Source organism: Enterobacter sp. H2G27, assembly GCF_054403075.1.
This window is the reverse complement of record NZ_JBSVSI010000001.1, coordinates 1,524,273-1,550,740: the sequence shown is the minus strand read 5'-3', so window position 1 is coordinate 1,550,740 and position 26,468 is coordinate 1,524,273. Positions and strand designations below refer to the sequence as shown.

Genomic DNA, 26,468 nt, shown 5'->3' with positions numbered 1-26,468 from the left:
TAAATCGGCGCAAATTAGCGCACTCGAAACTGTGATCCTTGTCGTTTCTCGCCCAAAGGGTTAGTTTTAACAGCTAACACATTCTGTTTATGTACTGCATATGGAGGGCGTGATGGCTCTGCAACAAGAGATTATTCAGGCACTGGGCGCGAAGCCTACGGTAGATGCACATGAAGAGATCCGCCGCAGCGTGGATTTTTTAAAATCGTACTTAAAAAAGAACGCTTTCCTGAAATCCCTGGTGCTGGGCATCAGCGGCGGCCAGGACTCTACCCTGACCGGTAAACTCTGCCAGATGGCGATTTCAGAGCTTCGCGAAGAGACGGGCGATGAGACGCTGCAGTTTATCGCTGTGCGCCTTCCTTACGGCGTACAGGCGGACGAGCAGGATTGCCAGGATGCCATTGCCTTCATTCAGCCTGACCGCGTGCTCACCGTGAATATTAAGGGCTCGGTGCTGGCAAGCGAGCAGGCGCTTCGCGAAGCGGGCATTGAGCTGAGCGATTTCGTTCGCGGCAATGAAAAGGCACGCGAACGTATGAAAGCACAGTACAGCATCGCCGGGATGACCAAAGGCGTCGTGGTCGGCACCGACCATGCGGCAGAAGCGATCACCGGTTTCTTCACCAAATACGGCGACGGCGGCACCGACATTAACCCTATCTTTCGTCTCAACAAGCGTCAGGGCAAGCAGCTGCTTGCCGCGCTGGGCTGTCCTGAGCATCTGTATAAGAAAGCGCCGACAGCCGATCTGGAGGACGATCGCCCTTCCCTGCCGGATGAAGCAGCGCTTGGCGTCACCTATGACAACATTGATGATTATCTGGAAGGCAAAAAGCTGGATGAACGTACCGCGAAAATCATCGAAGGCTGGTATCTGAAAACCGAGCACAAGCGCCACACGCCCATTACGGTGTTTGACGACTTCTGGAAAAAATAAAGCAAAACGGTAACCCCGTTTTGTAGGCCGGGTAAGGCGTCGCCGCCACCCGGCTCTTTTTTAACCACCACACTCCTGCTACACTGTATACCTGAACAGTATATGGAGCAGTATGTGAGCAGGCGTCAATCCGCCCCGCGTCTTGAGTTTGAAGCGGCGGCTATCTACGAATATCCCGAGCACCTTCGCCCCTGGCTTGAAGCATTGCCTAAACAGCCGGGCGTGTACATCTTTCACGGCGAAAGCGACACCCTGCCGCTCTACATTGGCAAGAGCGTTAACATTCGCAGTCGGGTGTTATCCCATCTGCGTACCCCGGACGAGGCCGCCATGCTGCGCCAGTCGCGACGCATTACCTGGTTCCAGACGGCCGGAGAAATGGGCGCGCTATTGCTGGAAGCGCGTTTGATTAAAGAGCAGCAGCCGCTGTTCAACAAGCGCCTGCGCCGCAACCGTCAGCTCTGCTCCCTGCAGATCAACGATGGCAAGCCGCAGGTCGTCTACGCGCGCGAGGTCGATTTTTCACATGCCCCCAATCTCTATGGGCTGTTCGCCAATAAACGCGCCGCGCTCCGGGCGCTGCAGACGCTGGCGGACGAGCTGCAGCTTTGCTACAGCCTTTTAGGTCTGGAGGCAACCACCCGCGGACGCGCCTGTTTCCGATCCGCGCTGAAGCGCTGCGCCGGTGCCTGCTGTGGGAAAGAGAGCATTGAGGCGCACCACGCCCGGCTCCTCTCCGGTCTGGGGGCCATTAGCGTGAAGTGCTGGCCCTGGGAAAGCGCCGTTGCGCTAAAAGAAGTGGGTGACGCGATGACCCAGTATCACATCGTCAATAACTGGCTCTGGCTGGGCGCTGTCGACGACATCAACGACGCGGCAACCCTGCTGCGCACGCCCGCCGGATTTGACCACGATGGCTACAAAATTCTCTGTAAACCTGTCCTGGCCGGTAAGTTTGAGATCATTGAACTCAATGGCCCGGCAGCCACGTGATTTCGCTGAACAATAAGGTGCCCTGAGCCTCCAGCAGACGCAGCGTATGGGTACCCTCCTCCCAGCTGGCGCCCTGATCGGCCGTCAGCAATTTATCACCCAGCTGCCACGCCCCGCTTAACACAAACACCACCCCCCCGCGTGAGCCAAAGGTGGTAAAGGTACGGTCAGCCACGCGCACCTTCGCCCGGCAGCAGTCGCGCCGGGTCATGATGTTGAAGTCCATCGCCATCCGCCCATCGGACAGCAGCGCTTTCACCGGCAGATCGCCGGCAAAGCTGTAGGGCTGATGGTGCTTGAGGGTATGGAAGAATGCTTGACCGGCATCCAGCGTCACCTCCCCTCCTTCCAGTAACGTGATCACCCGGTCGACGCCTGGAAACGAGGAAAATTCGCCGTTGCTTGCAATAGTCGCGATACTGGCACGCCATTGAAAATCCCGCGTCGCGGGAGGGAAACAACAAATCTCACGCGTTTCACCCGCACCATTGCGCCAGAGGCTGACCGGCATCTTACGGATATCAAAGAACTCCATCACCACTCCTGAATGGCACAACCCGTGCCAGGGCAAGGATATCGCTATCGTTGCTGTCTTGTTTGTTATCGTTGGGAATTCACAGAAACAGTATCGGCAGCAGAGCGGGCAGGCCTTAGCGGAACGTTAATAAAAATTCTAACGCCATGACTCTACAAACATTCTCTGATGCGACTACAGGAGCATACCGCGCTGGCGGCGGCAGACAAGAGGGCAGGAAAGAAAAACCGCCGGTCCTGTCCACAGCGATTGCGCTTTTGTGGACAGGATCCCGGCGGTCTTAAGAGAGTGAACCGATTATTCGGTTGGTGCTGGCATTTTACCTTCCATCGCCGGACGTTCTGTCAGACGCTTCTCAAAATTCGCATTAAATTGTTTTTTCTGTTCCGGGGTCAGAATGTTGTAGATCTTGTTCTGGGTTTCCATGTGAGCCAGCATGCGGGCTTTGTGCTGCTCGGCCATTTTGTCGATCTGCGCTTCGGCTTTCGCCTTATCGAAGCTGTCGCTGGCGATGATGTCATGCATCGCACGACGCTCTTCAAGCGGTGGACGTTTCATCTGGTCGCGTTCGCCTTTTCTGATATCGCGGATCTGCTGCTTCTGCGCATCCGTCAGGTTGAGATCCTTGAACATCATCATCTCGTTGTGCATACCCGGACCTTTATGATGCATCATCATTTTGCCTTCAGCAGGCGCGGCAGTCGTAGTGGTCGCAGTATCTGCGGCGAACGCCATGCTGGTAGCGCCCAGAGCCAGGGTAGAAGCAACAAACAGTGCAGTAAACTTACGCATAATTTATTTCCTTTCTTTCAGTTATTCTTCGGCGCTATGCCGTGTTGACGAGATTAACTTTACGGGGTTTATCGTCAATTAGTCAGAGCAACGGTAAAACAATGAAAGTGTAAAAAACAAATTTTCGCCAAATGTGGAGGAAATAAGGATAAAGCGTGGAGAGTTGCAACAAAAAATATTCAATTCGATGATTTTAAAGAGATTTAGCAAAAGTATAGCGAAGTGCAGATCAATAATAAAGCAATTCACCAGGAATATTCTGCAAAATAATCGCAAGCGCTTTAATCGTTAAGAAAAGTTTTTTACCCCCCCTCCCGGATGATGAGAGGGGAAAGGTTCAGGATATTTTTTCCAGCATCAGCCCGGCCCGCAGGCCAAACGCGACGGTGGGGTTAGGGAACAAGACATACTCGGTGGTGTTCTGCACCTCGTAACGTTCCTCGCCATCCTCAGCCAGCAGCGCCCCTTTGCGGAACGGGGTGAAGTTCAGGGTGTGCGCGGCCATGTGGAGCTGGAAAGCATCGCTGCGGCGCGTGATCTGCTGCACGACCCGATACCGCTCAACGGGCTGATGCGCGTGCTCGGGAGCCGTTCCTCCCAGCAGCGCCCGAAGGGCGAGATGCGTAGGCGCAAAGCGGGTCAGATCGTTCTGGCCGAACGGTAGCGCTTTTCCCAGCTCCAGCGTGCAGGCCAGCGCAGCGAAACGTTCACAGGTGAAATGGGTAAAGGTTCCGCCCGGCGACTGATGAAATACCAGCGCCTCCAGCCCGGCGTCACCTAGCCAGCTCAGGAACGCTTCATCCCACGGCTGACTGCGCTGCGGCAGAACGCCGAAGCGAACGTGGTAAGATGCGCGGATTGCCGTATGCAGATCCAGATGCCAGCGCCCCGGCCCCGCGACGGCAAAAAACGCGGTCACGACGTTCTCCAGCCACTCTGCCCGCGCCGTTTCATCGCTCTGCGGAAACTGCGACCAGCGGCCGCCGAACATGCGGTTAATGTCGCTCACCAGATACCGTTTGTTTTGCGCCAGCGCAGGGGGATTGCCGAGCACCACCAGCACGCGGCACTTTAGTTCGATCTCATTGCGATACAGCGCACGCAGCAGCAGATCAACAATCTCAACGGGCGCGGTTTCATTCCCGTGGATACCCGTTGAAAGCAGCAGCGAGAGATCGCTTTTTACGGTCGGCGTCAGCTGAAGCACCCCGCGCCCCAGCCACCGCCAGCGAAATGAGGGGCCGTCCCCCTCTTTCTGTTCCGGCGTCTCATCGGCCAGGGTCAGCGCCAGTAAATTTTCCATATCCACTCCTTTAGCGCTGGAACGGGTAAACCGATCCCAGCTGCAGGATTGTCGATAACGCGTCCAGCGCCTCGCGTCCTTCACGCAGAAGCTGCGGGTCAACCAGATCCGCCTGCGTCAGACGATCGCGATAGTAGCGATCGACCCAGTCATTCAGCCGCGTAAAGAGCGTATCGTTCATCATGACCGCGGGGTTCACCGCCTGCATTTCGTCCTGAGTCAAGACCACGCGCAGACGTAAACAGGCTGGCCCGCCGCCGTTGGCCATGCTTTCGCGCAGGTCAAACACGCGCAGTTCGTCAATCGGGTTATCGGCCTTCACCAGCTCCGTCAGGTAGCGCCACACGCCTTTGTGATCCCGTGATTCCTGCGGCAGGACCAGCATCATGCTGCCATCGTCACGGCTCAGCAGCTGGCTGTTGAACAGATAGGTTTCTACCGCGTCCTGCACGCTCACCGCCTCCGTTGGCACCTGGACTGGCGTGAAGCCGCGCACGCGCTCATGCAGCGTGGCGAGCAGCTTCTCCTGATGGGCAAACGCCTGCTCGTGGCAGAACAGCACCTGGCGGTTAGAAACGGCAATCACGTCGTTATGGAACACGCCCTGGTCAATCACATGCGGGTTTTGCTGGGCAAAAACCACCTGGGAAGGATTGACCTGGTTCAGGCGAGCAACCGCCTGGCTGGCTTCCAGCGTCTGACGAGCAGGATAACGGGTTGGCGCGGCGTGGCCCCCCTCTTCTCGCCCGTAGATAAACAGCTGCAGGCCCGGGTCGCCATAGTCGCCTCCCAGGCGGTTATGGTTGGCCGCGCCTTCGTCGCCAAACATCGCCACCTGCGGCAGGGCCTGATGCACCGCAAAATGGGCGTCCTGGTTGAAAATGGCGCGCAGCACGCGCTCGGTGGTTTCCGCTTCGGTGGCGCGGTGAAACTTGTTATTCAGGTTCGCCACCGTCAGGTGGACTTTGCCATCCAGCGTATCGGCTGACGGCGCGACGGTTGCCGCGTTGGCGACCCACATCGAAGAGGCCGAGCTTGCCGCCGAGAGCAGGTGCGGCGTCTGCGTACCCGCTTTTTCAACCACCTGCTCATCGGTGCCGCTAAAGCCGAGCTGACGCAGCACCGCCACGTTCGGACGCTCCTGCGGCGGGATCACCGCCTGCGGGAAACCGGCATCCGCCAGCGCCTTCATTTTTAGCAGCCCCTGCTTCGCCGCCAGCTTCGGGTTCGAGACCTGAAAGCGGTGCTTCGTGGAGGCTTCATTACCAAAAGAGAGACCGGCGTAGTGGTGCGTCAGCCCCACCAGCCCGTCAAAGTTGACTTCACGCGCTTTCATGGCGATCCCCTCCGGTAAAGTCCAGCCCCGGATTAAGCGTCTCCGGCAGCGTCAGCGCCGGGGTTTCCAGGCTCGCCATCGGCCATGCACAATAATCGGCGGCATACCACGCGCTGGCGCGATGGTTGCCCGACGCGCCCACGCCGCCGAACGGCGCGGTGCTCGCGGCCCCGGTCAGCGGTTTATTCCAGTTCACGATCCCGGCGCGCGCTTCCAGCAGCAGTTGTTCAAACTTCTCGCGATGCGGCGAAATCAGCCCGCTCGACAGGCCGTAGCGGGTGTTATTCGCCATCGAAATGGCCGCATCAAAATCGTCGTAACGCCAGACGCACAGCAGCGGACCAAAGACCTCTTCATCCGGCACGTTGCTCGCGCCACTCATCTCTACGATGCCCGGCGTCAGCAGCGAGGTTCCTGGCTGAACCAGCTTCGGCTCCAGCAGGGTTTTCGCGCCGCGCGCGACGTGGTCCTGCCAGGCCTTAAGCACGTTCAGCGCGGCCTGTTCGGAAATCAGTCCGCCGATAAACGGCTGCGGATCGGCATCCCACGCGGCAGGCACCAGACGCGCGCTTACCTCTACAAGACGTTTCAGGAAAGCATCACCCTGCGCACCTCTTTTCACCAGCAGACGGCGGGCACAGGTGCAGCGCTGTCCGGCGGTTATAAAGGCGGACTGAATCGTCAGGTGCACCGCGGCGTCAATATCATCCGGGTCTTCCACTATCAGCGGGTTATTGCCCCCCATCTCCAGCGCCAGAATTTTTTCCGGCTGCCCAGCCAGCTGGCGGTGCAGCTGATAGCCCGTCCCGGCGCTGCCGGTAAACAGCAGGCCGTCGATATCGCTCAGCGCGCTCAGCGCCTGACCGGTTTCCCGTCCGCCCTGCACCAGGTTCAGCACGCCCGGCGGCAGGCCTGCCTGTTCCCACAGCTTAACCACCGCTTCGCCGGTTAATGGCGTGAGCTCGCTCGGTTTGAAGATGACGGTATTGCCCGCCAGCAGCGCGGGAACAATGTGCCCATTCGGCAGATGCCCCGGGAAGTTGTACGGACCAAACACCGCCAGCACGCCGTGCGGACGGTGGCGCAGCGTGGCCGCGCCGTCCTGCATCTCGGTGTGCTGTTCGCCGGTACGGGTGTGGTACGCCTTCACCGAAATGGCGATTTTGTTGATCATCGCCGTCACTTCGGTTGCCGCTTCCCAGCGCGGTTTGCTGGTTTCAGACGCGATGATGCGCGTCAGCTCGGCCTTGTTTGCCTCCAGCAGCCCGGCAAACTTTTCAACAATTTCCTGGCGCACGGCGAAAGGCTGTTTTGCCCACGCCGGAAACGCGCGGCGGGCGGCATGGCAGGCTTGTTCCACCTGCGCGGCGCTGGCGTCGTTCCCCTTCCAGAGCACCTCTTTTCCTACCGGATTGGTCTTTACGCGCTGTTCGCCTTCGCCCGTGACCCAGTCACCGTTAATCCATAATGTCATGCTGTTTTCTCCTCAGGGCAGAGACGCACCAGGCGAACCTTATCGCCGGCGTTACATTTCAGGGCATCCAGTTCTGCAGCCGTCAGCACCAGACGTTCACATTTCGGGTTGGTCCGCACCAGCATGGCGCGGAAGTTGGCGTAATTTTCGTTCGCCACCAGGCATGCCGGCCAGTCGCCCGGCGCGGGCTGGCCTTCAGAGACCTCAACCAGACGGCTTTTACGGATCGCGCGCACGCGGTCGATGTCGCACTCAAGCGTAGGCCCGCCGTCAAAGATGTCGACATAGTTGCGGTAGCGGAAGCCTTCTTTCTCCAGCACCGCGCGGGCGGGCGCGGTTTGCGGATGGACTTCGCCAATCACCGCCTGCGCTTCCGGGCTGAGGAAATGGGTATAGATAGGATGCTTCGGCATCAGCTCGGCGATAAAGGCTTTCTGGCCGGTACCGCAGAGATAGTCCGCCCGGCTGAACTCCATTGAGAAGAAGCGCTCGCCCAGGCTCTCCCAGAACGGCGAGTAGCCGGTGTCGTCGATTACGCCGCGCATCTCCGCAACCACTTTTTCGTTAAAGCGATCGCGGAAGGCGGCCATAAACATAAAGCGCGACTTGGAGAGCAGATAACCGTTGCCCTCTTTTCGCCACGCCGGGTCGAGGAACAGCGTGCACAGCTCGCTGGCGCCCGTGTGGTCATTGCAGAGAAACAGCGTGGGCAGCGCGTTATAGACGTTCAGCTCTTTCGAGGCGTGAACCATGGTGCCGACGCGGTAGTTGTACCACGGATCGTTAAGCCCGACGGCCACTTCAATGGCGCAGATCCCTGCCACGGTTCCCGTGTCGGTGTCTTCCAGTACGAACACATACCCCTGTTCGCTTTTAGGCAACGTCCCCTGCCAGGTTTGCAGGGCGCGCTCAATGCGCGCCGACAGCGTATTTTCATCGGCAGGAAGCGAGGTCAGCCCGCCTCCCGTCTTACCGGCAAGCTGCATGAGCCCGGCGAGGTCGCCGCGCTCAACGGGACGGATGACCATCATGATGACACCCCGGATTTCACTTTTTCACACGCCAGCGCAAAGCGGTCCAGACCGGTTTGCACCTCTTCCTCGCTGACGATCAGCGCGGGAGCAAAACGCACTACGTTGGCACCGGCAATCAGCACCATCACGCCCACTTTTGCCGCTTCCTGTGAAATAAGTTTAGCTTTCCCGGCAAACTCAGCTGTGAGCTCGCAGCCGATTAACAGCCCCAGGCCGCGGATCTCTTTAAACAGCCCCGTTTTGCCGTTGATGGCGTTCAGGCGCTCAACAAACCAGTCGTGGCGCTGCTTAACGCCCTTCAGCACCTCAGGGGTGTTAATGATGTCGAGCACCTGTCCGGCGACGGCGGTGGCCAGCGGGTTGCCGCCGTAGGTGGTGCCGTGGGTGCCGACGGTCATCACGCTGGCGAATTTATCGATGGTCAGCGTCGCGCCAATCGGGAAGCCGCCGCCCAGCGCTTTGGCGGTCGAAAGCACGTCCGGCGTGACGCCGTAGTGCATATAGGCATACAGCTCGCCGGTGCGGCCAACGCCGGTCTGCACTTCGTCGAAAATCAGCACCGCGTTATGACGATCGCACAGCTCGCGCAGCCCCTGCAGGAATTCCTTTTTCGCCGGAAGCACGCCGCCCTCGCCCTGCATCGGCTCGACGATCACCGCGCAGGTGGTGTCGTTAATCAGCTCGCTGGCGGACTGCAGATCGTTATAAATACCGTGACGGATATCCGGCGGCAGCGGGGCGAAATCCTGCGAGTATGAAGGCTGGCCGCCCGCGCTGACGGTAAAGAGCGTGCGCCCGTGGAAGGCATTTTTAAACGCCACGATGCCGCTCTTGTGGGTACCAAATTTATCGTGCGCATATTTGCGCGCCAGCTTCAGCGCCGCTTCGTTGGCTTCCGCCCCCGAGTTACAGAAAAAGACCTTCTCCGCAAACGTCGCGTCGATCAGTTTTTTGGCCAGGCGCAGCGCGGGCTCGTTGGTAAAGCCGTTGCCGGTATGCCAGAACTTCGCCGCCTGGTCATTGAGCGCCTGACGCAGCGCAGGATGCGCATGACCCAGCGCGTTGACCGCAATCCCACCGGCAAAGTCGATATACTCTTTACCCTGCTGATCCCACAGGCGCGAGCCTTCCCCACGAACCGGAATAAAAGCCGCCGGAGCGTAAACCGGCATCATCCATTCATCGAAATTTTCACGCGTAATTGACAGAGACATAGCGACCTCATCCGGTAAATAAAAAGTTATTTGAATGTTAAATAATTGAGTGTTTGCACTGTGAATGTAGATTGCAGCCTTCGTGCCAGCCAGCGATAAAATTGCATAAACGGGTTGAGGTAACAGAATATCAACAAGTTACGACATGGAGTTATTCACTCTTAGTGCATAAAAAGTGAATATTTTTACGACAAGCGGCGCTTTGCCGCATGAAAATCAGAAAGAGTATGCACAGGCCAAATATAATTCTGGAATTGTGATCGCTCGCGAAATTTATCGGTCATTTACGCCCTGTTTGAGGGCGAGGCGCGTCAGAATGGTGCAAATATTGCACCACCGGCATTATCTGTTGCAGTTATTGGCCGAAGCCGGTAACAGTTGACGCAAATTCTGCTACCATCCTTGCACTATTCACCTTGCACTGGCAGCGACTATGAAATTTGTCTCTTTTAATATCAACGGCCTGCGTGCCCGCCCTCATCAGCTTGAAGCTATCGTTGAGCAACATCAGCCAGATGTGATCGGCCTGCAGGAGACAAAGGTTCACGACGACATGTTCCCCCTCGAAGAGGTGGCGAAACTCGGCTACAACGTCTTTTATCACGGCCAGAAAGGTCACTATGGCGTCGCGCTGCTGACCAAAGCGCCGCCGGTTTCCGTGCGTCGCGGCTTCCCCGGCGACGGTGAAGAAGCGCAGCGCCGCATCATCATGGCGGAAGTCCCTTCCGCGCTCGGAAATATCACGGTCATTAACGGCTATTTCCCGCAGGGTGAGAGCCGTGACCATGAAACAAAATTCCCGGCTAAAGCCAAGTTTTATCAGGATCTGCAGGACTACCTGACCACCGAACTCAAAAAAGAGAATCCGGTGCTGATCATGGGCGATATGAATATTAGCCCGACGGATCTGGATATCGGTATCGGCGAAGAGAACCGCAAACGCTGGCTGCGCACCGGCAAATGCTCCTTCCTGCCGGAAGAGCGTGAGTGGATGGAGCGCCTGCTGGGCTGGGGCCTGGTGGACACGTTCCGCAACGCCAACCCGGAAACGCAGGATCGCTTCTCCTGGTTTGACTACCGCTCAAAAGGCTTTGACGACAACCGCGGCCTGCGTATCGACCTGCTGCTGGCCAGTTCGCCGCTGGCAGAGCGCTGCATCGAAACCGGGATCGACTACGACATCCGCAGCATGGAAAAACCGTCTGACCACGCGCCGGTGTGGGCTAAATTCAAGCTGTAATGACGCGTGAACATTCGAAAAACACTCTTCCTGTGCGCCCTTCTGGGCGCATTTATTCTGACGTTTGTCATGCTTCCCCCGGGAACCCTCTCCCTGGAAGGAATTAAAACCCACCAGCAGGCACTCCTCTCCCATGTTGACCACGCGCCGCTGCGCAGCGCGCTGACCTTTTTTGCGATCTATGTGGCGGTCTCCGCCCTCTCGATTCCCGGCGCGGCGATCCTTACCCTGCTGGGCGGGGCGTTGTTTAGCCTGTGGAAAGGCACCGTGCTGGTCTCGTTTGCCTCCACCCTCGGGGCGACGCTTGCGATGCTCGCAAGCCGTTATCTGCTGCGCGACTGGGTTCAGCAGCGGTTTGCTCAGCAGATGAAAACGGTAAACGCTGGCATGGCGCGCGACGGAGCGGGCTATCTTTTTGCCCTGCGCCTGATGCCGCTGTTCCCGTTTTTCCTGGTGAATTTGCTGATGGGGCTGACACGCATTGGCGTCTGCCGCTACTGGTGGGTCAGCCAGGCAGCCATGCTGCCCGCCACGATTATCTTTCTGAACGCCGGGCGCGAGCTGGGAAAAGTGGCATCGCTGCGCGATATTTTGTCGCCTGGCATGGTATTCGCCTTTACACTACTGGGGTTATTACCGCTGGTCACCCGCTGGCTGTTTTCCCGTTTTCTCCCGTCTGCTAAAAAGTGAGGCATTATGCGCCGTGTGCGTTTTTGCACGTTTCTGACCGGTCTGCTGCTGGCAGCCCCCCTATTTGCCGCCGACGGCTGGCAGGCCATTCAGCAACAGGCTAAAGGCCAGACCGTCTGGTTTAACGCCTGGGGCGGCGATCCGGCGGTCAACCGCTATCTGGAATGGGTCAGCGGCGAGATGCAAACGCACTATGCCATTACCCTTAAAATCGTCCCGCTGGCGGATGCTGCCGACGCCGTAAAACGTATTCAGACCGAAGCCGCCTCGGGGCGTAAGACCAACGGCTCGGTTGACCTGCTGTGGATTAACGGCGAAAACTTCCGCACGCTGAAAGAGGCGAACCTGCTGCAAACCGGATGGGCGCAGACGCTGCCAAACTGGCGCTATGTTGATACCCGCAAACCGGTCACCGAAGATTTTGCCGTCCCAACCGACGGGGCGGAATCGCCATGGGGCGGCGCGCAGCTGACCTTTATCGCCCGCAAGGCCAGCATGCCGACGCCGCCTGTGGATCCTCAGGCGCTGCTGGCTTACGCGCAGCAGCACCCCGGCAAGATCAGCTATCCGCGCCCGCCCGATTTTACCGGCACGGCATTTCTTGAGCAGCTGCTGCTGACGCTGACCGCTCACCCGGGCGCGCTGCAAAAGGCTCCCGATAGCACCTTTGCCGAGGTGACGGCACCGCTCTGGGATTATCTGGACAAACTCCACCCGCAGCTGTGGCGCGAAGGGAAAGATTTCCCCCCTTCCCCTGCACGGATGGATGCCCTGCTTGCCAGCGGCAGCCTGAACCTGTCCCTGACCTTTAACCCGGCCCATGGTCAGCAAAAAATAGCGAGCGGCGAACTGCCTGGCGACAGCTACAGCTTTGGTTTCCAGAGTGGGATGCTAGGTAACGTCCATTTTGTGGCGATTCCGGCCAATGCCGGCGCCAGCGCGGGTGCAAAAGTGGTCGCTAATTTCCTGCTGTCACCGCAGGCGCAGATCCGCAAGGCCGACCCGGCCATCTGGGGCGATCCGAGCGTGCTGGATGCCAAAACGCTGCCCGAAGGTGAAGCCAAACAGCTGCTGGCCCACACGCCTCAGGAGTTGCCGAAGGTGCTTGCAGAGCCGCAGTCCGCCTGGGTGAACGTGCTGGAGCAGGAATGGCTGCGTCGTTACGGCACCCGCTGAGCGGGCTAGTCTGGCTGGCGATGGCGGTGATTTATCTGCCGGTCCTGCCCGCAGGCGCCATGCTGTTGGCACCGGCGTTTTCGTTGACAAACTGGCAGCGGCTGATGAACGATCCGCAGCTGCCGCAGGCGGCCGTCGCTACGCTGGTCTCAACGCTCATCGCCACGCTCGGTGCGTTGCTGATTGCCCTTTTCCTCGTCAGCCTTTTATGGCCCGGTAAGCGCTGGCGCCGTCTCACTACCCGCCTGCCGTGGCTACTGGCGATCCCCCATGTGGCGTTCGCCACCGGCGCATTACTGCTTTTTGCCGAGGGCGGTCTGTTTTATCAGATCTGCACCGTCTGTTCGCCGCCGTTTGACCGATACGGCGCCGGGCTGGGCCTGACGCTCGCGGTCAAAGAGAGCGCGTTTGTGCTGTGGGCGATTTACGCCGTGCTGCCGGAGAAGCGGCTCGCGCAGCAGAAGATCGTCCTGCAAACCTTTGGCTACGGGCGTTTTCAGACGCTCAGCTGGCTGATTCTCCCGGCCATCGCGCCAGTCCTCGGCGCAGTGATGCTGGCGGTGCTGGCATGGTCGCTCTCGGTCGTGGACGTAGCGATCGTTCTCGGGCCCGGCAACCCGCCTACCCTGGCCGTGCTGGCCTGGCAGTGGCTGAGCCAGGGCGACGCGCAGCAGCAGGCAAAAGGGACGCTGCTGTGCCTGCTTCTCCTTCTGCTGCTGTCCGCGCTTGCCGCCCTCGGGTACGGCCTCTGGAAAGCATGGCGTCGCACCATTCCGGAAGTCGCGGGGACGCGTCCCCGGTCTCAGCGCCTCCTGCCTGAGCGAGCACTGAGCGGGTTCCTCCCCGCGTGCGGCGTGCTGTGCGCCGTGGTGCTGTTGATGCTGGCGCAAAGGAATGACGTTGGCCCGGTGGGAAGCAGCCTTTCCTTCGGTCTGCTTTCAGGCCTGATCGCCCTGGTCGTCGGCTTGCTCTGGCTGGAATGGGGTCCGCAGCGCGGCGTACTGTGGGTGTGGCTACCGCTCGCCCTTCCGGCCCTCCCGCTCGTCACCGGCCAGTACGCGATTGCGCTTCACCTGGGCGTCGACGGGCACTACGCCGCCGTGCTCTGGAGCCATCTGCTCTGGGTGTTACCGTGGATGCTGCTGGTGCTGCAGCCCACCTGGCGGCGGATAGATCCCCGACTTATCCTTACCGCCAGGACGCTCGGCTGGCGACGGGCAAAAATCTTCTTGCTGCTGAAATGCCCCCTGCTGGTGCGCCCTGCGCTGCTGGCCTTTGCCACCGGTTTTTCCGTCAGCATGGCGCAATACATGCCGACGCTGTGGCTGGGCGCGGGGCGCTTCGCCACCCTGACCACCGAAACCGTCGCGCTCAGCAGCGGGGGCAGCATCCCGATCCTCGCTAACCGGGCGCTGGGACTACTGCTGGTCACGGGCACGGTGTTTGGTCTTGCTGCCCTGTTGTCCCGGCTCGTGGGCCGCTACCGACAAGGATTACGTTAATGCTGAAGGTTAACAATCTCACCATCGAACCGCTTTTCCGCGAGGTCAGTTTTTGCGTGCCCCGCGGGGAGATCGTCACCCTGATGGGGCCGTCCGGCAGCGGGAAATCGACCCTTTTTGCCTGGATGGTCGGCGCGCTGTCAGACGATTTCCAGGCGCGGGGCGAACTGTGGCTGGACGCGCGTCGCTGCGACGGTCTCCCCGTGGAATCCCGCGGGCTGGGTATTCTCTTTCAGGACGCGCTGCTGTTCGAACAGTTCAGCGTCGGGCAGAATTTGCTGCTGGCGCTGCCCGAGCGCATCACCGGACGCGCCCGTCGGGAAGCGGTCGAGCAGGCTCTGAATTCCGCGGGGCTGAGCGGTCATTACGCCAGCGACCCGGCCACCCTTTCAGGCGGGGAGCGCGCCCGGGTTAGCCTGCTGCGCGCCCTGCTCGCGGAGCCGCAGGCGCTGCTGCTGGATGAACCGTTCAGCCGCCTCGATAAAGCGTTGCGAGCCTCGTTTCGGGCATGGGTTTTTGACGCCGTCCGCTCGCGCAATATCCCGGTGGTGCTGGTCACGCACGATGAGGACGATATTCCGCCCGGGGGCAAGCTGATTGAGATTTCTCGCTGGCAATAATGTGCTAACGCAATGTTTTCCGTTTCGGGAGAGACGACAATGCCCCCCCTCTTTTATTGACGTCAGGTTATTCGATGAAACGTGTTTCTCAACTGACCGCGCTGGCTCTGCTCTGCGGCCTCGCGTCCTTTTCCTCTCTGGCGGCTGATATGCCCAACGCGATGACGCTGTCTCAGCTTCAGGCGCAGCACGGCACACCTGTCGATACCCGGCCCAGCGCCTTCTATAACGGCTGGCCACAGACTTTTCGCGCGCCTTCCGGGCATGAACCCGCCGCAATCAACCTGGCTGCCGCCTGGCTTGACAGCATGAGCGACGAGCAGCTTGCGCTTTGGGCAAAACAGCATCAATTGCCCCCTGCGACGGCCATCGCTCTGTACGGTGACGATAGGGATAACCAGGCGGTGAAAGCCCGTCTGGAGAAAGCAGGATATCGCCACGTTTCGCTGCTCAGCGATGCGCTGCAGACCCCCGGCCGTCTTCAGCGTCTGCCGCACTTTGAACAGCTGGTTTACCCGGAGTGGATCCATCGCCTGCAACAAGGGGAACGTATCACCGCCGCACCATCAGCCGACTGGAAGATTATAGAAGCCGGCTGGGGGGCGCCTAAATTTTATCTGCTCGGCCATATTCCCGGGGCGGGCTACATCGATACTAACGAGGTTGAAAGCGAACCGCTGTGGAATAAAGTTTCTGACGACAAGCTGAAAGCGATGCTGGAGAAACACGGGATCCGCCATGACACTACCGTTATTCTGTATGGTCGCGACGTTTACGCCGCCGCCCGTGTGGCCCAGATAATGCTCTACGCCGGCGTGAAAGATGTACGTCTTCTGGACGGCGGCTGGAAGGCATGGTCTGATTCGGGACTGCTGGTACAGGGCGGAGTGCCCGGCCCCGTCAAACCCGCCCCCGATTTTGGCGCGCCGATCCCCGGCCAGCCGCAGCTGATGGTGGATATGGAACAGGCGCGCGGCATGCTGCACCGTCAGGATGCCTCCCTGGTCAGCATTCGCTCGTGGCCGGAGTTCATCGGCGAAACCAGCGGCTACAGCTACATCAAACCAAAAGGTGAAATTGCCGGTGCCCGCTGGGGCCACGCGGGCAGCGATGCGACCCACATGGAGGATTTCCATAACCCGGATGGCACCATGCGCAGCGCGGACGATATCGCCGCCCAGTGGAAGCGCTGGAATATTCTGCCGGAACAGCACGTCGCGTTTTACTGCGGCACCGGCTGGCGGGCGTCCGAAACCTTTATGTACGCCCGGGCGATGGGCTGGAAGAATGTCGCCGTCTATGACGGCGGCTGGTACGAATGGAGCAGTCATCCGCAGAACCCGGTCACCAGCGGAGAGCGCGGGCCAGAGAGCGCTCTCTAAGGGTTGAGTGACTTCAGCGTCACATAGCCGCTCCAGACGCGCGTTGTGGTGGTCAGCCAGCACAGCGCGCCGAATACCCACGCGAACAGCGTAAAGTGTGCCGGGAAGAGGCAGCACAGCACGAACAGCGCGATGGTCTCCGTCCCTTCCGTTAACCCACCGATGTAATAAAACGACTTGTGCGCATAGCCGGGGTTGTCGATGTCGTGCTTTGCGGCCAGCGCCGCAAACGCCAGAAAACTGCTGCCGGTCCCGATAAACGCAAACAGCAGCCAGGCAGCCGCCAGCGCATTCTCTGCCGGAGCAGCCAGCGCAAAGCCAAACGGCACCAGGGCGTAGAAAAGAAAATCGAGCGAGATATCGAGAAATCCCCCCGCATCGCTCAGCCCTCTGCGGCGCGCCAGCGCCCCGTCCAGCCCGTCCAGCAGGCGGTTAAGCACGATGGCGACCAGCGCCGCCGGATACCAGCCGAGGGCCAGAAACGGCAGCGCCAGCACGCCAATCGCAAACCCGGTAAGGGTTAATCCGTCGGGCGTAATGCCCTGCCTGTCCAGCACGGAAACCAGACGATTCAGAACGGGCTTTACCCGCGGGTGCAGGTGACGGTCAAGCATGAGGCGTCTCATTAAACGTGGCGCACAGGCCCTGCGCCGGAATATCCAGCGCGGCATTAAAGCGGGCGGAGAGATTCTGAAAGGCAATGAGCGCCGTCATCTCGGTGATGGCGTCATCCGTAAAGTGGCGCTTCAGCGCCGCTCTGATGGCCTCATCCGCCCGGGGCGGCGTGGCGGTCACCGCCTCGGCGTAGGCCAGCGCCGCGCGCTCCTGCCCCGTGAACAAGGCGGAACCCTGCCAGTCGCTCACGGCCTGCACCTTATCCAGCGCCCCGCAGCGCTCGGCCAGCCGCAGGCTGTTGGCATCAATACAGAAAGCGCAGTGGCAGAGCTGGGATACCCGCGTCATTAGCAGCGAACGAAGAACGGGCGTCAGGCGCGCACGACGACGCTCCAGAAAACCGACGAACAGCGCCATCAGCCAGAACAGACGCGGCATGCGCCCCCACCAGCGCGTGGGATTCAGCACGGCGCCAAAATGCTTTTTTTGCATCACGGCAATGGGTTTAAGGCTGGCGGGAAGGGATTCGATAGGGGCAACCCAGGCGGTAGTCTCTTTCAACTGATTCTCCTGATAGCTGGACTCTGAGAAAGGGCACGATAATATGTCTTTTTTCGCCATCAATTATTGACGACCATGCTGAAAACACTCGATGTCGTTGCCGCCATCATCGAAAAAGACGACAAAATTTTACTGGCACAGCGCCCTGCCCACGCCGACCAGCCGGGCATGTGGGAATTTGCAGGCGGCAAAGTCGAGGCGGGTGAAACCCAGCCCGAGGCGCTTATCCGCGAGCTGCGTGAAGAGTTGGGTATTGAAGCGCTGCCCGCGCAATACGTGGCAAGCCACCAGCGCGAGGTCTCGCAGCGGTTAATCAACCTGCACGCCTGGCACGTTCCTGCGTTTAGCGGTGCGCTCACGGCGCACTACCACAGCGCGCTGGCGTGGTGTACGCCGGAAGAGGCGTTCGGCTACACCTTAGCCCCCGCGGATATTCCCCTGCTGGAAGCGTTTATTGTTTTACGCGACGCCAGACCAGCGGGTTCGTGCTGATGGCGCGCTCGTCGCGCTGGCACTGCAGCAGAATGCCGTCCGCTTTCACCACGGCGCCTTCCGAGTAGTTCTGATTCTGATAGATGCAGCACTGATTACAGGGCTGCACCGTTTGATTCTGGCCGCTGGAGCTAAACACTTCCGGCGGCACATTCACTTCCACGTCCGGACGAATGCGGTCAGCCTGCGCGCCAGCGGTGAAGATCAGACATAACGCGGTTAATAGATAACGTTTCATAGACACATCTTCCTGTTGTTCCCTTGATAATGACTATAACGGTAAACCCGCGCGGAACCTTTAATTTATCTCGTCATCGCTTTTGGTTATGACGCCCGCGCTCTCATTAATTTCCCTTTCGTCCTAAATTTCTGCTTGCCAGACAAAGCAGTACGGGTGTTATAGTCAAAAAAACAACACAAATCGCATAAGTCATATACAAACATTATTATAAGAGGTTCTTATATCTATGGATCAGACACGCTCTCTGGAAAGTTTCCTTGCCCACGTTCAGCAGCGCGACCCGCACCAAAGCGAGTTCGCGCAGGCCGTGCGTGAAGTGATGACCACCCTGTGGCCCTTCCTTGAACAAAACCCGCGCTATCGCCAGATGTCTTTGCTCGAACGCCTGGTCGAGCCAGAGCGCGTGATCCAGTTCCGCGTGACGTGGGTTGACGATCGCAATCAGGTGCAGGTTAACCGCGCGTGGCGCGTACAGTTCAACTCGGCCATCGGCCCGTTTAAGGGCGGCATGCGTTTCCATCCGTCCGTGAACCTGTCGATTCTGAAATTCCTCGGCTTCGAGCAGACCTTTAAAAACGCCCTCACCACGCTGCCCATGGGCGGCGGGAAAGGCGGCAGCGATTTCGACCCGAAAGGCAAAAGCGAAGGTGAAATCATGCGTTTCTGCCAGGCGCTGATGACCGAACTCTATCGCCATCTTGGTCCTGACACCGACGTGCCTGCCGGTGATATCGGCGTGGGCGGGCGTGAAGTAGGCTTTATGGCCGGGATGATGAAAAAGCTCTCCAACAACAGCGCCTGCGTCTTTACCGGTAAGGGGCTGTCGTTTGGCGGGAGCCTGATCCGCCCGGAAGCGACCGGGTACGGCCTGGTTTACTTCACCGAGGCCATGCTCAAGCGCCACGGTTTAGGCTTTGAAGGCATGCGCGTCGCGGTGTCCGGCTCCGGTAACGTGGCGCAGTACGCGATTGAGAAAGCGATGCAGTTTGGCGCTCGCGTGGTAACCGCCTCTGACTCCAGCGGAACGGTGGTGGATGAAGCGGGCTTCACGGCAGAGAAGCTGGCACGCCTGTGCGAAATTAAAGCCAGCCGCGATGGCCGTCTTGCAGATTATGCCCGGGAGTTTGGCCTGACGTATCTTGAAGGGAAACAGCCGTGGGGCGTGCCGGTGGATATCGCCCTGCCGTGCGCCACGCAGAACGAGCTGGATGCAGACGCCGCGCGCACGCTGATTAGCAATGGCGTGAAGGCGGTAGCCGAAGGGGCGAACATGCCGACCACAATCGAAGCGACGGATCTGTTCCTGGAAGCGGGCGTGCTGTTTGCACCGGGCAAGGCCGCTAACGCGGGCGGCGTGGCGACGTCCGGCCTGGAGATGGCGCAAAACGCCGCGCGTCTCGGCTGGAAGGCGGAAAAAGTGGATGCCCGCCTGCATCACATCATGCTGGATATTCACCATGCCTGCGTGGAGTACGGCGGCGAGGCATCGCAAACCAACTACGTGCGCGGGGCGAATATCGCCGGATTCGTGAAGGTAGCGGATGCGATGATTGGGCAGGGTGTGATTTAAGGTTTATAGCGTGCGGCCGGGCGTATCAGGCCGCGCTCTTTTTCTTTTTAAACGGTTTCTTCGCGCCACCACCGGGTGCAACCATCCCTCTGAACGTTTTCACCGGCGTGCTTCGCGCCTGATCGATCAGCTGGTAAAGCGTCCCGACCAGCGGCTGCATAAAGTCCTGATAGCGACACTGTTTCTCGCTGATCTGCGTCAGCACCGATTCCCAGTGCGCGGTCATGTCCGGCCTGGCGGCCAGCTCCGGCAGGGAATGAATCAGCGCGCGTCCCGGCTCGGTCGAATGGATATAGCGCCCCTTCTTCTCAAGAAAACCGCGCTTAAAGAGCAGCTCGATGATCCCCGCTCGCGTCGCTTCCGTACCCAGACCGTCGGTGGCGCGCAGGATCTTCTTCAGATCTTTATCCTGCACGAACCGGGCGATCCCGGTCATCGCCGACAGCAGCGTCGCATCGGTAAAATGGCGCGGCGGCTGGGTCTGGCGTTCCACCACTTCCCCTTTTTCACACAGCAGCTCGTCGTCTTTAGCGACGACGGGCAGCGGCGTGCCGTCGTTCTCCTCGTCACGCTCTTTGTTCCCCAGCAGGGTACGCCAGCCTGCTTCCGCGAGGAAACGGGCTTTGGCGATAAACTTTCCTTTCGCGATTTCCAGCTCGATCACGCATTTGCGGAACACCGCGTCCGGGCAGAACTGCATCAGGTACTGACGGGCGATCAGGTTGTAGACCTTCGCTTCGTTATCCGTCAGGTTGACGCTGCTGGCGCGCGCCGTCGGGATAATCGCGTGGTGGGCATCGACTTTTTTATCGTCCCAGCAGCGGTTATGGGTATCCGGATTTACCGCCGGCTGCGGGAGCAGGTCCGGCGCGTGCACGCTGATGGCGTTCATCACCGAATGACGACCGGCAAAGTGCTCTTCCGGCAGATAGCGGCTGTCCGAACGCGGATAGGTGATCAGCTTGTGGGTTTCATAGAGCTTCTGGCAGATATCCAGCACGTTCTGCGCGCTGAGGCCAAAGCGCTTCGCGGCCTCAATCTGCAGGGCCGACAGCGAGAACGGCAGAGGCGCGGGTTCTGATTCCCGTTTATCGTTATAGCTGGTGACGATAGCGGGCTGTCCGGTAATGCGGTTAACCACATGATCCGCCAGCGGACGGTGCAGCAGACGCCCCTCTTCATCCTGATACGATTCGCAGGCATCGCTCGGCTGCCAGACGGCGGTAAAACGCTCGTCTTCAGGCGTGACGATATGCGCTTTCACCTCAAAGAAATCTTTGGCGACGAAGTTTTCAATCTCTTCATCGCGACGCACGACCAGCCCCAGCACCGGCGTCTGCACGCGCCCCACGGAGAGCACGCCCTGATAGCCCGCGTTGCGCCCAAGAATGGTGTAGGCGCGGGTCATATTGATGCCGTACAGCCAGTCGGCGCGGGCGCGGGCTAATGCCGAGACGCACAGCGGGATAAATTCGCTGTTGGCGCGCAGGCGCGAAATGGCTCGCTCCACCGCCTGCGGGTTGAGGTCGTTGATCAGACAGCGCTGCACCTGCTGGCGCTTTTCCGGCGCCAGCTCCAGATAGTCCAGCACCTCATCCACCAGCAGCTGTCCTTCCCTGTCCGGGTCACCCGCGTGCACGATTTCATCGGCTTCATGCAGGAAGCGCTTGATCACGTTGAGCTGTTTGGTCACCGAAGGTCGGGGCTGCAGGCGCCATTTTTCAGGCACGATGGGCAGATCGTTCAAATTCCAGCGGGCGTAGCGGCTGTCATAGACATCCGGCTGCGCCTGCTCAAGCAGGTGACCAATACACCATGTGACCACCTGCCCGTTACCGCACTCGATAAAGCCGTCGCCTTTGCGATGCGGCTTAGGCAGCACGTCGGCGATGGCACGGGCCAGGCTCGGCTTTTCGGCAATAAACAACCGCATCGAATTAACGGATCTCAATCATCGGACGACCGCCGCGCGCGGTCACCAGCTCGCCGATTGCCGTCAGGGTAATGCCAAACTCGGCGGCCGTAGCCTGAACCTCGGCTTCGGATTCCGGCGTCACCGCCAGCAGCAGGCCGCCGGAGGTTTGCGGATCGCACAGCAGGTTGCGCCACTCCTCAGGCATTTCGCCCATCAGGTGACCGTAGCTGGCGAAGTTACGCTGGGTACCGCCCGGAACCGCGCCCTGAGCAATATACTCTTCCACGCCCGGCAGCTTCGGCACGTCCTTATACCAGACCTGCGCCTGCACGCCCGCGCCCTGACACACCTCGGAGAGGTGTCCCAGCAGACCAAAACCGGTCACGTCGGTCATCGCCTTCACGCCGTCGATATTGGCAAACGCCGCACCGGCAAGGTTCATCTGACACATGACTTCGGTTGCCAGCCCTTTGTGCTCCGGTTTCAGCAGGGATTTTTTCTCGGCGGTGGTCAGCACGCCAATGCCCAGCGGCTTGGTGAGAAACAGCTTGCAGCCCGCCTGCGCGGTGCTGTTGCGCTTCGCGCGTTCGGTCGGCACCACGCCGGTAACGGCCAGGCCGAAGATAGGCTCCGGCGCATCAATAGAGTGACCGCCGGCCAGCGCAATTCCCGCCTGCTGGCAGGCAAAACGGCCGCCATCAATCACTTCACGGGCCACTTCTGGCGGGATGGTGTTGATCGGCCAGCCCAGAATGGCGATCGCCATAATCGGCTTACCGCCCATTGCGAAGATATCGCTGATGGCGTTGGTGGCCGCAATGCGTCCGAAGTCGAACGGGTTGTCGACAATCGGCATAAAGAAGTCGGTGGTGCTGATAATGCTGGTGCCGTTACCTAAGTCATAAACCGCAGCATCGTCACGCGTTTCGTTGCCGACAAGCAGGTTCGGGTCGACAAACTTCGCCTGTTCGCTGTGCAGGATGGTCTCCAGCACTTTCGGGGAAATTTTACAACCGCAACCGGCTCCGTGGCTGTACTGCGTTAAACGAATGGTTTGCTCGCTCATGGACGTCTCCTGTCATCTCAATCGCGCTATGGTAGCGCTCATTCCATAAAGAGGTAAGTATGACTGTCTGAATTCTGCGGCAGATGCTCAGAATCCAGACAGTTTAGCGCGCGTTATCAGAAACGGCTGACGAAAGGCGTGGTGTCCGGCACGCTGATGGTGCTGGAGGCTTTAAGCTGCGGAGTACCGAGATAGAGGAAGCCGACAATTTTGTCATGTTCGCCACAGGAGAATCCTTCCCGTACGGCTGCGCTCTCCGTCAGCGGCCCGGTGCGCCAGATGCCGTTGAAGCCCTGCGCGACGGCGGCCATTTGCATCGCCATTACCGCACAGCCCGCGGACATTTCCTGCTCCCAGACCGGCACCTTATGGTCGGCCTGGCATTTCGCCAAGACAGCAATAATCATCGGTGCACGGAACGGGGCATTGCGCGCCTTGTCGATGCCCTTCTCATCCTGCCCGGCGGCCACCGCACCCTGCTCCAGCAGCTGGCTGAAGCGATCGCGGCCTTCGCCTTCAATCACAAAGAAGTGCCACGGCTGCAGTGTGCCATGATCGGGGGCACGCATGCCGGCACGCAGAATGTTCTCCAGCTGCTCGCCTGCCGGGGCAGGTTCGGCCAGACGGGAAGCGCTACGGCGGTTAACAAGCAGTTCGAGTGCGTCCATTGGTTAACTCCTTTCTTGAAATTTACTCACAAAATTAACACGACGGCAGATTTTGTTACAGCCTGGCAGGCGATTCCTGCTGACAAGTGGCGGTTGGGTCATTACGATAACCCAACATTACCGTCCAGTGGCGACGGAAACAGTCATTTTCTGGTTAGGGAGAATACATGCGAACCCTTTGGCGAATTATTGCCGGTTTCTTTAAATGGACGTGGCGACTGCTCAACTTCGTCCGCAACCTGGTGATGAACATCTTCTTCATCCTGCTGGTTCTGGTTTGCGCGGGTATCTGGATGCACATCAGTAACGCAAATCAGGCGCAGCATTCGACTCGCGGGGCCTTGTTACTTGATATCACCGGCGTAATCGTTGATAAACCGTCAGCCAGCAACCGTCTGGGCGTAATCAGCCGTCAGCTGTTTGGCGCCACGTCAGACCGCCTGCAGGAAAATTCCCTGTTCGATATCGTCGATACCATCCGTCAGGCCAAAGATGACCGTAACATCACCGGCATCGTGCTGGATCTGAAAGATTTTGCCGGTGGCGATCAGCCTTCCATGCAGTACATCGGTAAAGCGCTGCGCGAGTTCCGCGACAGCGGCAAGCCGGTGATTGCCGTGGGCGACAGCTACAGCCAGGGGCAATATTATCTGGCGAGCTTTGCCAATAAGATCTGGCTCTCCCCGCAGGGCACGGTCGATCTGCACGGCTTTGCCACCAATGGCCTGTACTATAAATCGCTGCTCGACAAGCTGAAGGTCACCACCCACGTCTTCCGCGTCGGCACGTATAAATCCGCCGTGGAGCCGTTTATCCGCGACGATATGTCCCCTGCCGCCCGCGAAGCAGATAGCCGCTGGATTGGCGAGCTGTGGCAGAACTATCTCGGCACCGTTGCCGCTAACCGTCAGATTACGCCTGAGCAGGTGTTCCCTGGCGCGCAGGGCGTGCTCGAAGGCCTGCGTAAGGTTGACGGTGATACTGCAAAATATGCGCTCGATAACAAACTGGTTGATGCCCTGGGCACCAGCGCCGAGATTGAAAAATCCCTGAGCAAACAGTTTGGCTGGAGCAAAGAGGACAAAAATTACAGCGCCATCAGCATGTATGATTACTCGACGAAAAAACCGGATGAGAACGGTGACAGCGTCGCGGTGGTCTTTGCCAACGGTGCCATCATGGACGGTCAGGAGACCCCGGGGAACGTGGGCGGCGATACTACCGCGTCGCAAATCCGCGATGCTCGCCTCGATCCGAAAGTGAAGGCAATTGTCCTGCGGGTCAACAGCCCTGGCGGCAGCGTCAGCGCCTCAGAGGTGATCCGTGCTGAACTGGCCGCGGCCCGCGCCGCAGGCAAGCCGGTCGTCGTCTCAATGGGCGGAATGGCCGCCTCCGGAGGTTACTGGATCTCCACGCCAGCCAACTACATCGTGGCTAACCCAAGCACGCTGACCGGCTCGATTGGCATCTTCGGGGTGATCAACACCGTGGAAAACAGCCTGGATTCTCTGGGCGTGCATACCGATGGTGTAGCAACCTCTCCGCTGGCGGATGTGTCGGTGACCAAATCCCTGCCGCCGGAAGTTTCTGAGATGATGCAGCTCAGCATTGAGAATGGCTATAAGCGCTTTATCACCCTGGTCGCGGACTCGCGTAAAAAGACGCCTGAGCAGATCGACCAGATTGCACAGGGCCACGTCTGGACCGGCCAGGATGCGAAGAGCAACGGTCTGGTCGACAGTCTGGGTGACTTCGATGACGCGGTGAAGAAAGCCGCCGAACTGGCGAAGCTGAAGCAGTGGCATATCGAGTATTATCAGGACGAACCGTCGTTCTTCGATATGGTCATGGACAGCATGTCCGGCTCGGTACGTGCCATGCTGCCGGAGGCGCTGCAGGCTTACCTGCCTGCGCCGGTCGCCACGGCGGCAAAAGCGATGAAGGCAGAAAGCGATAAGCTTGCGGCCTTTAACGATCCACAGAGTCGTTACGCGTTTTGCCTGACCTGTGCGAACGTCCGTTAAAACCGTCCCCTCTTCCCGCGAAGAGGGGATTTTTTTCTTTTGAAGAACAAGAACTCACTACCATGCAGAAGAAATCGATTTATGTAGCCTACACTGGCGGTACCATCGGTATGCAGCGCTCCGAAAACGGCTATATCCCCGTCTCCGGCCACCTGCAGCGTCAGCTTGCGCTGATGCCCGAATTCCACCGTCCGGAAATGCCTGACTTTACCATCCACGAATACGAGCCGCTGATGGACTCCTCCGACATGACGCCGGAAGACTGGCAGCATATCGCGGATGATATTAAAGCCCATTACGACCAGTACGACGGCTTCGTGATCCTGCACGGCACCGACACCATGGCGTTTACCGCCTCGGCGCTCTCCTTCATGCTGGAGAACCTGAGCAAGCCGGTTATCGTTACCGGATCGCAAATTCCGCTGGCGGAGCTGCGCTCGGACGGGCAGATTAACCTGCTGAACTCCCTGTACGTGGCGGCGAATTACCCGATTAACGAAGTGTCGCTGTTCTTTAACAACCGTCTGTATCGCGGTAACCGCACCACCAAAGCCCATGCCGACGGCTTTGACGCCTTCGCGTCCCCAAACCTGCAGCCGCTGCTGGAGGCCGGTATTCATATCCGTCGTCTGGGAACCCCTCCTGCGCCGAACACAGCGGGCGAGCTGATTGTGCATCCGATTACCCCGCAACCGATTGGCGTGGTCACCATTTATCCGGGTATCTCTGCGGACGTGGTGCGTAACTTCCTGCGCCAGCCGGTGAAGGCGCTTATCCTGCGCTCCTATGGCGTGGGCAATGCGCCGCAAAACGGCGAGTTTCTGAAAGAGCTTCAGGAAGCCAGCGAGCGCGGAATTGTGGTCGTTAACCTGACCCAGTGTATGTCCGGTAAAGTGAATATGGGGGGCTATGCCACCGGCAACGCGCTGGCGCATGCGGGTGTGATCAGCGGCTTCGATATGACCGTTGAGGCAACGCTGACTAAACTTCACTATTTACTGAGTCAGGATCTGGACATTCAGTCCATTCGCAGCGCGATGATGCAAAACCTGCGCGGCGAACTGACCCCGGACGAATAAGGAGGT

The 26,468-nt window shown here is 59.2% G+C and carries 25 protein-coding genes; 12 read left to right on the top strand and 13 right to left on the bottom strand.

Annotated elements, in window-relative coordinates; genetic code table 11:
* The first annotated feature begins 112 nt into the window (after positions 1 to 112).
* Entirely contained in the window at positions 113 to 940 is an 828-nt protein-coding gene (gene nadE / locus ACW9E7_RS07330; RefSeq protein WP_111965602.1) for an ammonia-dependent NAD(+) synthetase, read from the top strand.
* A 114-nt stretch (positions 941 to 1,054) separates the two neighbouring features.
* On the top strand, positions 1,055 to 1,933 hold the full coding sequence (gene cho / locus ACW9E7_RS07325) for an excinuclease Cho (RefSeq protein ID WP_458727491.1): 879 nt from the start codon (positions 1,055 to 1,057) through the stop codon (positions 1,931 to 1,933).
* On the opposite strand, the gene ves is transcribed toward cho, so the two are convergent.
* From ves to astC, 7 genes are all read right to left on the bottom strand, one after another.
* Positions 1,911 to 2,468, bottom strand: coding sequence for an environmental stress-induced protein Ves (gene ves / locus ACW9E7_RS07320; RefSeq protein ID WP_115874816.1), 558 nt, complete (start codon positions 2,466 to 2,468; stop codon positions 1,911 to 1,913). The two genes, cho and ves, sit on opposite strands and share 23 nt — an antisense overlap.
* A 297-nt stretch (positions 2,469 to 2,765) precedes the next feature.
* On the bottom strand, positions 2,766 to 3,260 hold the full coding sequence (spy, locus tag ACW9E7_RS07315) for an ATP-independent periplasmic protein-refolding chaperone Spy (RefSeq protein ID WP_023311279.1): 495 nt from the start codon (positions 3,258 to 3,260) through the stop codon (positions 2,766 to 2,768).
* 337 nt (positions 3,261 to 3,597) lie between these two features.
* A complete protein-coding gene (astE, locus tag ACW9E7_RS07310; RefSeq protein ID WP_458727490.1) occupies positions 3,598 to 4,563 on the bottom strand; it encodes a succinylglutamate desuccinylase in 966 nt (321 codons plus the stop codon).
* 10 nt (positions 4,564 to 4,573) lie between these two features.
* Entirely contained in the window at positions 4,574 to 5,899 is a 1,326-nt protein-coding gene (gene astB / locus ACW9E7_RS07305; RefSeq protein WP_458727489.1) for an N-succinylarginine dihydrolase, read from the bottom strand.
* Entirely contained in the window at positions 5,886 to 7,373 is a 1,488-nt protein-coding gene (astD, locus tag ACW9E7_RS07300) for a succinylglutamate-semialdehyde dehydrogenase (RefSeq protein WP_458727488.1), read from the bottom strand. Before astD ends, astB begins: the two co-directional genes overlap by 14 nt.
* On the bottom strand, positions 7,370 to 8,404 hold the full coding sequence (gene astA, locus ACW9E7_RS07295) for an arginine N-succinyltransferase (protein WP_111965597.1): 1,035 nt from the start codon (positions 8,402 to 8,404) through the stop codon (positions 7,370 to 7,372). The genes astD and astA overlap by 4 nt, the downstream gene beginning before the upstream one ends.
* A complete protein-coding gene (gene astC, locus ACW9E7_RS07290; RefSeq protein WP_320717744.1) occupies positions 8,401 to 9,621 on the bottom strand; it encodes a succinylornithine/acetylornithine transaminase in 1,221 nt (406 codons plus the stop codon). Before astC ends, astA begins: the two co-directional genes overlap by 4 nt.
* Before the next feature lie 433 nt (positions 9,622 to 10,054).
* Here astC and xthA point away from each other — a divergent pair, with 433 nt between their 5' ends.
* The 6 genes from xthA (at position 10,055) to ACW9E7_RS07260 (ending at position 16,231) form a co-directional block, all read left to right on the top strand.
* Complete coding sequence (gene xthA / locus ACW9E7_RS07285; RefSeq protein ID WP_111965595.1) at positions 10,055 to 10,861, top strand: exodeoxyribonuclease III; 807 nt, start codon at positions 10,055 to 10,057, stop codon at positions 10,859 to 10,861.
* Positions 10,862 to 10,867: 6 nt separating this feature from the next.
* Positions 10,868 to 11,551, top strand: coding sequence for a TVP38/TMEM64 family protein (locus tag ACW9E7_RS07280; protein WP_458727487.1), 684 nt, complete (start codon positions 10,868 to 10,870; stop codon positions 11,549 to 11,551).
* Positions 11,552 to 11,566: 15 nt separating this feature from the next.
* Positions 11,567 to 12,727 carry an ABC transporter substrate-binding protein gene (locus ACW9E7_RS07275; protein ID WP_458728375.1) on the top strand — a complete coding sequence of 387 codons (1,161 nt, stop codon included), beginning with the start codon at positions 11,567 to 11,569 and terminating at the stop codon, positions 12,725 to 12,727.
* Complete coding sequence (locus ACW9E7_RS07270; RefSeq protein ID WP_458727486.1) at positions 12,700 to 14,229, top strand: ABC transporter permease family protein; 1,530 nt, start codon at positions 12,700 to 12,702, stop codon at positions 14,227 to 14,229. The genes ACW9E7_RS07275 and ACW9E7_RS07270 overlap by 28 nt, the downstream gene beginning before the upstream one ends.
* Positions 14,229 to 14,849, top strand: coding sequence for an ATP-binding cassette domain-containing protein (locus tag ACW9E7_RS07265; protein WP_127730452.1), 621 nt, complete (start codon positions 14,229 to 14,231; stop codon positions 14,847 to 14,849). The genes ACW9E7_RS07270 and ACW9E7_RS07265 overlap by 1 nt, the downstream gene beginning before the upstream one ends.
* 74 nt (positions 14,850 to 14,923) lie before the next feature.
* The gene (locus ACW9E7_RS07260; RefSeq protein WP_458727485.1) at positions 14,924 to 16,231 is read left to right on the top strand and encodes a rhodanese-like domain-containing protein; all 1,308 of its coding nucleotides are present in this window, start codon (positions 14,924 to 14,926) and stop codon (positions 16,229 to 16,231) included.
* Here the strand turns inward: ACW9E7_RS07260 and ACW9E7_RS07255 are convergent.
* Positions 16,228 to 16,845 (bottom strand): CDP-alcohol phosphatidyltransferase family protein, encoded by a 618-nt coding sequence (locus ACW9E7_RS07255; protein ID WP_458727484.1) that lies wholly within the window; start codon positions 16,843 to 16,845, stop codon positions 16,228 to 16,230. The genes ACW9E7_RS07260 and ACW9E7_RS07255 overlap by 4 nt on opposite strands.
* A complete protein-coding gene (locus ACW9E7_RS07250; protein WP_458727483.1) occupies positions 16,838 to 17,407 on the bottom strand; it encodes a carboxymuconolactone decarboxylase family protein in 570 nt (189 codons plus the stop codon). The genes ACW9E7_RS07255 and ACW9E7_RS07250 overlap by 8 nt, the downstream gene beginning before the upstream one ends.
* A 75-nt stretch (positions 17,408 to 17,482) precedes the next feature.
* Between ACW9E7_RS07250 and ACW9E7_RS07245 the strand changes: the two genes are divergently transcribed.
* On the top strand, positions 17,483 to 17,899 hold the full coding sequence (locus ACW9E7_RS07245) for a pyrimidine (deoxy)nucleoside triphosphate diphosphatase (RefSeq protein WP_136194702.1): 417 nt from the start codon (positions 17,483 to 17,485) through the stop codon (positions 17,897 to 17,899).
* Here the strand turns inward: ACW9E7_RS07245 and ACW9E7_RS07240 are convergent.
* Entirely contained in the window at positions 17,859 to 18,137 is a 279-nt protein-coding gene (locus ACW9E7_RS07240) for a DUF1496 domain-containing protein (protein ID WP_115874800.1), read from the bottom strand. The two genes, ACW9E7_RS07245 and ACW9E7_RS07240, sit on opposite strands and share 41 nt — an antisense overlap.
* 229 nt (positions 18,138 to 18,366) lie before the next feature.
* Between ACW9E7_RS07240 and gdhA the strand changes: the two genes are divergently transcribed.
* Positions 18,367 to 19,710: an NADP-specific glutamate dehydrogenase gene (gene gdhA / locus ACW9E7_RS07235; protein WP_133294195.1), complete on the top strand. Its 1,344-nt coding sequence runs from the start codon at positions 18,367 to 18,369 to the stop codon at positions 19,708 to 19,710.
* A 25-nt stretch (positions 19,711 to 19,735) separates the two neighbouring features.
* Here the strand turns inward: gdhA and ACW9E7_RS07230 are convergent, their stop codons facing one another.
* From ACW9E7_RS07230 to ACW9E7_RS07220, 3 genes are all read right to left on the bottom strand, one after another.
* On the bottom strand, positions 19,736 to 21,643 hold the full coding sequence (locus ACW9E7_RS07230) for a DNA topoisomerase III (RefSeq protein WP_149366698.1): 1,908 nt from the start codon (positions 21,641 to 21,643) through the stop codon (positions 19,736 to 19,738).
* A gap of 4 nt (positions 21,644 to 21,647) precedes the next feature.
* On the bottom strand, positions 21,648 to 22,691 hold the full coding sequence (gene selD / locus ACW9E7_RS07225; RefSeq protein WP_458727482.1) for a selenide, water dikinase SelD: 1,044 nt from the start codon (positions 22,689 to 22,691) through the stop codon (positions 21,648 to 21,650).
* Between the two features lie 116 nt (positions 22,692 to 22,807).
* On the bottom strand, positions 22,808 to 23,359 hold the full coding sequence (locus ACW9E7_RS07220; protein ID WP_115874796.1) for an NAD(P)H nitroreductase: 552 nt from the start codon (positions 23,357 to 23,359) through the stop codon (positions 22,808 to 22,810).
* 167 nt (positions 23,360 to 23,526) lie between these two features.
* On the opposite strand from ACW9E7_RS07220, the gene sppA reads away from it, so the two are divergent.
* Together sppA and ansA are read left to right on the top strand one after the other, a co-directional pair.
* A complete protein-coding gene (sppA, locus tag ACW9E7_RS07215; protein ID WP_458727481.1) occupies positions 23,527 to 25,383 on the top strand; it encodes a signal peptide peptidase SppA in 1,857 nt (618 codons plus the stop codon).
* 62 nt (positions 25,384 to 25,445) lie between these two features.
* The gene (ansA, locus tag ACW9E7_RS07210) at positions 25,446 to 26,462 is read left to right on the top strand and encodes an asparaginase (RefSeq protein ID WP_008500705.1); all 1,017 of its coding nucleotides are present in this window, start codon (positions 25,446 to 25,448) and stop codon (positions 26,460 to 26,462) included.
* Positions 26,463 to 26,468 lie beyond the last annotated feature (6 nt).